This is a genomic window from Methanobrevibacter sp. (assembly GCF_017427765.1).
GTDB lineage: Archaea > Methanobacteriota > Methanobacteria > Methanobacteriales > Methanobacteriaceae > Methanocatella.
In genome coordinates, this window is record NZ_JAFRSC010000055.1 from 1 (window position 1) to 2,892 (window position 2,892).

Here is a 2,892-nt window from a genome sequence, read left to right on the forward strand (position 1 = left end):
CAGTACAGCAAGTGTTACTTTATCAGCTGCAATGAGTTATTTCAGTTTCTGCTTCGTCTTAACCGGAGACTTAACCAGTACTTATTTCAGTGATGTGAAAATCAATAAGTGCAGTGATGATTTGACCATGTTTGTAAAAGAGAAACACAACTTATTCAGCCACGCCCTCTGGGCCTTAGGTGACATCACACCACTCCCAGATATGAACAAAAACAACTATGCAGCAATAACCTATAATAAAACAACTGATTACCATACAAATGGAAACTATGGATTAATAGCATCATGCGATACAAATGGGAAAAGACCACACGTCAGAACATGGTATACCAGCTTATCCGGATTAATTGGAAAGACAATTTCTTTCAGTTGTGATGTAAAATCATTAGAAGATCCATTAATTGCAATAATTTATCAAAGTGATGGAACCACATTTCGAGCATCATCACTCCAAGTTCCAGCCAACACTGAACGTAACTATGTTGTCACAACAACAGTTTACGATACAACAGTTTCACTATGGATTGGAGTGGAATTCAAAAATGCAGTTAATGAAAATCATAGTTTCTACACTGACAACTGGAAACTATTCCTCCACGATAGTTAAACGCCAATTATCCATATACGTGAAAGAATCCTCTTGAGCCCATCCCCTAGGTTCAACACGATACACTATATGGTCCGCATTTTGAGGAATGGTCCTAGTCACCGAATAAGTCCCAGGAGTATTAGCTGGAATCCACACTGAACTATGAGTATATTGTCCAACATAAGTATAAATGAAAACGTAACACTCATAATTAGAATAAACATCTACTTGAAAAGTCACCTTTTTTCCCACTTCATTAAAATCATTATGGCTCTCATACTCCCCATAATACGCTGAATTCAATGTAATTATACTCATTTTTAATGAAGTATTTCCTATAGTTGAGTAATCTGAGGATAATTCTCTTCGAGTGTTACCTGTGAATCTAAAACTGTTTAAGTTTTGATTAGATTCACCACAAGTCCAAATTGTATGTGGGAACAGATTAACCTTATCTTTTACTGATGGGTTAATTGTAGATTATCAATGTATGATTCAGCACCAGTACCATACATTAAAAATAGAATAGCATTACCCGAAGTATTCTCTAATAATCCTGATAAAGAAACACTTACTTTCCCTGTGCTTGACTGGACAAATGATATAATATTAGAATTAGAATCCACAAGTCGTAATAATACTCCTTTGTTAGAGTATATATCGCAGGAAAAAGCATAATTGCCACTTGTAGAGATGTTATCTAAAGTTAAACTAAACCACCAATGACTGGAATTAATGGTAAAATAGATACATTGTTCTCCTATTGTGGAATAATTTTTTGATGGAGTAACTACAGATGGTGAACCGAAACTATTAAATCCATTGAGACTATTTGAGTATTCTGTTGCGGACCATTGGTTAAAACTTAATAAATTATTCTTATCTTTTACTTAATTTGAAGATAAGGAATAAATTTGGAAGTTATTATATTTCACACTACCTCCATTCAATATAATATCGACATACGAATTGCCTTCGTTATAAGAATCTGATATTTTGAAAGTATTATCAACATAATATTTTATTATTGATGTTGTTACTTCAATACGGACATTACAATTATCAGTTAAACCCAATTTACTCGCATAACGGTCTACATTTGTCCCATTATTGATTCTAAATATGAGGATTCCTTGATAAGTTATTACATTGAAATCCACTGCAAAAGGAGGGGCGAAATTATACTTGTTATCGATAGCATATACATGAACATTACTTGATTGGGATCTTGTTAATGTCGTACCCTCGATGTCTCTTGTAACTGTTACTTCAGACCATCCGCTCCATTGGGTACTATAATTAGATGTTACTCCAATATCATAAAAATAGTAAGTTTTATTCTTATCTTTTACTGAATAGTTAACGTAAGTGATTCTATGAAGAATTCAGGTGTTAAATCTTCTTCTCCTTGGACTGTCCAGTTTACTTTTAATATTTGGCTGTTTTCAGGTACTTGTTTGGTTAATATTACTTTTTGAAAGTCATTTGAAATATTAATAGTTACTCCGGCTGCCCATTTTCCATCAATAGTAAACTGTTGGATGATATGTGTGTTGACTGCTCGTATATTAGCTGTTAGTATTGCATTTTTACCCCAATCTTCTGAAGTTAATTCATGGTTAAAATAAATCTGAGTATAGTTGTTGCTTGTCGTGTTGCGCACAATTAAGTAATTTTCAGTTGGTGTTGCGATTGTTGTACCATAAAGGCTGAAACCTGTTGTATTGTTTAAGTATTTGCAGCAGCTCCATTGATTATGGGTTAATAAATTTAATTTATCTTTTACTGTCCTATATTTCGTAGACAACAAAATTCTTAAAATGGATTTCAGTAATATCTGCCCCAGTCCATAAACCAAAACACCAATAATTAACAGTATCTATTACATTTTGCCCAGTTATTTCCACACCATTAATCATTCTTGAAATCTTTGTTGGTGTGAGTTTTAATTGGACAGTATGCCAATTTGTATCAGTTATACCAAAATTATCCAAATTAGCAGAATAAGAAGATATTGAAACTCCATTTGGTCTTGGAGTAAGGATAGGTGATGTAGCAGAACCATCTACTCTTTTAATATCTAATTCAATCATACAAGATGTAGGTAGTTGGTAATTATTACTATTATCTTGTTTAATAGTATAAATAACTCCACTAGTAGTGTTGTTTGTATCAGTAATCTTCGTATAATTTGCTAATCTTTCAAATGTAGCATTATAACCTATTCCTAATCTCCAAATATCGTTATGGTTTGAAGGCACTCCCATATCCCATTTAATATATGTGATATTCTTATCTTTTAC

At 32.8% G+C, this 2,892-nt stretch carries 6 protein-coding genes; 2 read left to right on the forward strand and 4 right to left on the reverse strand.

The genetic code is table 11. From position 1 onward, the window contains the following. Positions 1 to 607: hypothetical protein (locus tag IJL02_RS12170; protein ID WP_292816852.1), on the forward strand; the 607-nt coding region annotated here is incomplete at its 5' end. Here the strand turns inward: IJL02_RS12170 and IJL02_RS12175 are convergent. After that, positions 587 to 829 carry a hypothetical protein gene (locus tag IJL02_RS12175; protein ID WP_292816854.1) on the reverse strand — a complete coding sequence of 81 codons (243 nt, stop codon included), beginning with the start codon at positions 827 to 829 and terminating at the stop codon, positions 587 to 589. The genes IJL02_RS12170 and IJL02_RS12175 overlap by 21 nt on opposite strands. Before the next feature lie 246 nt (positions 830 to 1,075). Between IJL02_RS12175 and IJL02_RS12180 the strand changes: the two genes are divergently transcribed. Further along, the gene (locus IJL02_RS12180; protein ID WP_292816856.1) at positions 1,076 to 1,267 is read left to right on the forward strand and encodes a hypothetical protein; all 192 of its coding nucleotides are present in this window, start codon (positions 1,076 to 1,078) and stop codon (positions 1,265 to 1,267) included. Between the two features lie 212 nt (positions 1,268 to 1,479). Here IJL02_RS12180 and IJL02_RS12185 read toward each other — a convergent pair whose 3' ends face one another. The 3 genes from IJL02_RS12185 to IJL02_RS12195 all read right to left on the reverse strand — a co-directional run. Then, positions 1,480 to 1,749: a hypothetical protein gene (locus tag IJL02_RS12185; protein ID WP_292816858.1), complete on the reverse strand. Its 270-nt coding sequence runs from the start codon at positions 1,747 to 1,749 to the stop codon at positions 1,480 to 1,482. A 188-nt stretch (positions 1,750 to 1,937) separates the two neighbouring features. Further along, complete coding sequence (locus IJL02_RS12190) at positions 1,938 to 2,396, reverse strand: hypothetical protein (protein WP_292816860.1); 459 nt, start codon at positions 2,394 to 2,396, stop codon at positions 1,938 to 1,940. Next, positions 2,380 to 2,892, reverse strand: a 513-nt coding sequence (locus IJL02_RS12195) for a hypothetical protein (RefSeq protein ID WP_292816863.1), incomplete at its 5' end; no start/stop codon positions are given. The genes IJL02_RS12195 and IJL02_RS12190, both read right to left, overlap by 17 nt.

Bases quoted from the DNA above. Each gene is read 5' to 3' on its own strand.
- IJL02_RS12180 (WP_292816856.1), top strand. From the start codon at position 1,076: ATGTATGATTCAGCACCAGTACCATACATTAAAAATAGAATAGCATTA.